Annotated in this window: 2 protein-coding genes and 1 pseudogene; all 3 read right to left on the bottom strand. The window is 72.7% G+C overall.

The window, feature by feature from the left end:
* Nucleotides 1-165 precede the first annotated feature (165 nt).
* Complete coding sequence (locus AC529_RS19120) at nucleotides 166-1,092, bottom strand: sulfite exporter TauE/SafE family protein (RefSeq protein ID WP_068758732.1); 927 nt, start codon at nucleotides 1,090-1,092, stop codon at nucleotides 166-168.
* 191 nt (nucleotides 1,093-1,283) lie between these two features.
* Nucleotides 1,284-2,631 (bottom strand): annotated as a pseudogene (locus AC529_RS19125) (LLM class flavin-dependent oxidoreductase).
* 28 nt (nucleotides 2,632-2,659) lie between these two features.
* A partial coding sequence (locus AC529_RS19130) for an ABC transporter permease (protein ID WP_157080292.1) occupies nucleotides 2,660-3,414 on the bottom strand: 755 nt, incomplete at its 5' end.

A 3,414-nucleotide genomic window follows, 5' to 3' on the forward strand; every position in this document is an offset into this window, starting at 1 on the left:
CGTGACGCCGCTGCGGCCGCACCCCGTCGGGGTGCGGCCGCAGGAGTGCGTGCGCGCCGGTCCGGTGCCCTGGCGGCCGCGCCGTTCGCGGCCGGTGCGGGAAAAAAAAGGGGGGCCGGGGTCGCCGACCGCGCTCGGCGACCCCGGGGTCCTGGAGGGTGTGGGTCAGTCCTCGGCCGCGGCGGCGGTCTCGGGGGACTTCGGGGTCCCCTCGGCGGCCGCGGCGCGCCGGTCGGCCAGGTGGGTGCGGACCGACCAGGCGACCGCGGCGGCCCAGACCAGCCAGATGACCGCGTAGATGGTGGTGCTGACCGGGGAGGACACCGAGACCCAGTCGCTGTTGAGGATGGTGCGGGTGTTGGTGAGCAGGATCAGGCCGCCGACCGCGGAGCCCAGGACGCGCGGGGGGAAGATCCGGACGATCCAGGCGGCGATGGGAGCGGCGACGACACCGCCGATGAGCAGGGCGATCGCCCAGCCCGGGTTCACCCCGGCCGAGCCCAGGCCGACGAAGAAGCCGACACTGGCGGCGACGGCCACGATGAACTCGCTGGTGTCGATGGACCCGATGACCTTGCGGGGCTCCATGCGGCCGCTGGCCAGCAGGGCGGGGGTGCCCACGGGGCCCCAGCCGCCGCCTCCGGTCGAGTCGACGAACCCGGCGAACAGGCCGAGCGGGATGAGGAAGCGCTTGCGCACCGGCTTGTGCAGGCTGTGGGAGGAGATGCCCCAGGCGGTGAAGCGGATCAGGATGTAGATGCCGAGGGCGATGAGGATCGCGGACATGACCGGCTTGGCGACCTCGGTGGACAGCCCGCTCAGGAAGGTCGCTCCGGCGAAGGCGCCCACCGCGCCCGGCAGGGCGATGCGCGCCACGACCTTCCAGTCGACGTTGCCCAGGCGCCAGTGCGACACGCCCGCGGCGAGGGTGGTGCCGATCTCGGCGAGGTGGACCGTGGCCGAGGCGGCTGCGGGGTTGGTTCCGATGAGCAGCAGCAGGGTGGTGGAGGTGACGCCGTAGGCCATGCCGAGGCTGCCGTCGACGAGTTGGGCCAGGAAGCCCGCCAGTGCCAGGAGGACCAGGGTGCGCATGGGGGGACGGACCTTTCGGGAAAGGAACCAATTTCCCCACCAATTTAGTCGACATTATGGGTTTTGAGAACCGGATTCCCGAGGAAACTCCGACTTCCTGCTGGTCGTGGCCCTGCGCCGCGGCAAAGGTGCGCTCCGTGACGGCGTCCTGCCGCGACGCGCGTCGCGGCAGGACGCCGGAGCGGGGGAGGTCAGACCGCGACCCCCGCGCCCGCGGGGCGCTCGAAGGAGTTGGCGGGCCGCTCCAGCCCGTAGTGCTCCCGCAGGGTCCGCCCGGTGTAGTCGGTGCGGAACAGGCCGCGCTCCTGGAGGACCGGCACCACCTGGTCGACGAAGTCCTCCAGGCCGCCGGGCAGGTGGGGAGGCATGATGTTGAACCCGTCGGCGGCCCCCTGCGTGAACCAGGTCTCCAGGTCGTCGGCCACCTGCTCGGGGGTGCCGGCGAACGTGCGGTGGCCGCGGTTCGTGGCCGAGGCGGGCGATGAGCTGCCGCACGGTGAGCGACTCGCGCTCGGCCAGGTCGGCCACCAGTTGGAACCGGCTCTGGTTGCCGCGGATCTCGCGCAGCGGCGGCAGCGGCGGCAGGGGGGCGTCCAGGGGGTGGTCGGTCAGGTCGACGCCCAGGGTCGCGGAGAGCTGCCGCAGCGAGTAGGTGGGGGAGATGAGCTCGGTGAACTCCTGTTCCAGCTCCTTGGCCTCGGCCTCGGTGCCGGCGATGAACGGCACGATCCCGGGCAGGACCTTGACCGTGTCGGGGGAGCGGCCGTGGGCGGCGGCCCGGTTCTTGAGGGCGGAGTAGAACCGCTGCCCCTCCTCCAGGGTCTGCTGCGCGGTGAACACCGCCTCGGCCCAGCGGGCCGCGAAGGCGATGCCGTCCTCCGAGGAGCCCGCCTGGACCAGCACGGGGCGGCCCTGCGGGGGGCGCGGGCTGTTGAGCGGGCCCCGGATGGTGAACCGGGGGCCGACGTGGTCGACGCGGTGCACCCGGTCGGGGGCGGTGAAGGTGCCGCTCTCGGCGTCCAGCACGATCGCGTCGTCCTCCCAGCTGTCCCACAGCCGGACCGCCGCGTCGAGGAACTCGTGGGCGCGCGCGTAGCGCTCCCCGTGGTCGGGGACCCGGTCGAGGCCGAAGTTCGCGGCCTCGTCGGCGCCGCCGGAGGTGACGATGTTCCACCCGGCCCGTCCGCCGCTGATGTGGTCCAGCGAGGCGAACGCCCGGGCCAGGGTGAACGGGTGGTTGTAGCCGGTGGAGGCGGTCGCGATGAGCCCGATGCGCTCGGTCGTCGCGGCGACCGCCGACAGCAGGGTCAGCGGTTCGAAGACGGTGGTGACGTTGTGCTCGACGCGGGGCCCCACCGCCAGGGTGTCGGCGAGGAAGACCGCGTCGAGCCTGCCGCGCTCGGCGGTGCGCGCCAGCTCCTGGAAGTGCGCCACGTCGAGGAGGCGCCGCGCCTCGGTGCGGGGGTGTCGCCAGGCGGCCTCGTGGTGCCCCACGCCCATGAGGAAGGCGTTGAGGTGCATCTGCCGGGGGTGCGTCATGGTCTCTCCTGTTCACACGGTGCGTCGGTCAGGATCGGGAGGGGCGCCAGCGGGAGAAGCGCCGCTCCAGGGACACCAGGACCTGGTTGAGGAGCAGGCCCACCACCGCGATCGCGATGATTCCCGCGTACATGTGGGGGATCTGGAAGTTGAGCTGCGCGGAGTTGACGAGGTAGCCCAGGCCGGAGCGGGCCCCGACCATCTCGGCGGCGATGAGGACCAGCAGCGAGGAGGCGCCCGCCAGCCGGATCCCGGTGAAGACCGAGGGGAGTGCCGCGGGCAGCACCACCTTGGTGAACACGCCCACGGGGGAGAAGCCGAGGGACACCGCCGACTTGACCAGCAGCGGGTCCACGGTGCGCACCCCGGTGACGGTGTTGAGCAGGACCGGGAAGGTGCAGGCGTAGATCACCAGCGCGATCTTGGACGTCTCCCCGATGCCGAGGACGAGGACGAACACCGGCAGCAGGGCCAGGGCGGCGGTGTTGCGAAACAGTTCCAGGAGCGGGGAGAGCAGGTCGTAGACCGGCCGGTACCAGGCGAGCAGCACCCCCAGGGGGACCGCGGCGGCCACGGCGGCGAGGAAGCCGGTCAGGCCCCGTCCCAGGCTCGCCGACACGTGCTCGCCCATCTGGCCGTCGAGGGTCAGGGACGCCAGGGTGGCAAGCACCTCGCTCAGCGGCGGCAGGAAGACGCGGTCCACCAGGCCGAGCCGCGGGGCGACCTCCCACAGCAGCGCGAACGCGGCGACGGCGGCGCAGCGCCGGGCCCCCAGGCCAAGGG

The organism is Thermobifida cellulosilytica TB100 (genome assembly GCF_001517975.1).
In the GTDB taxonomy this organism is placed as follows: Bacteria; Actinomycetota; Actinomycetes; order Streptosporangiales; family Streptosporangiaceae; genus Thermobifida; species Thermobifida cellulosilytica.

Coding starts and splice junctions, on each gene's coding strand:
- AC529_RS19120 (WP_068758732.1), bottom strand. CDS start 1,092: ATGCGCACCCTGGTCCTCCTGGCACTGGCGGGCTTCCTGGCCCAACTC.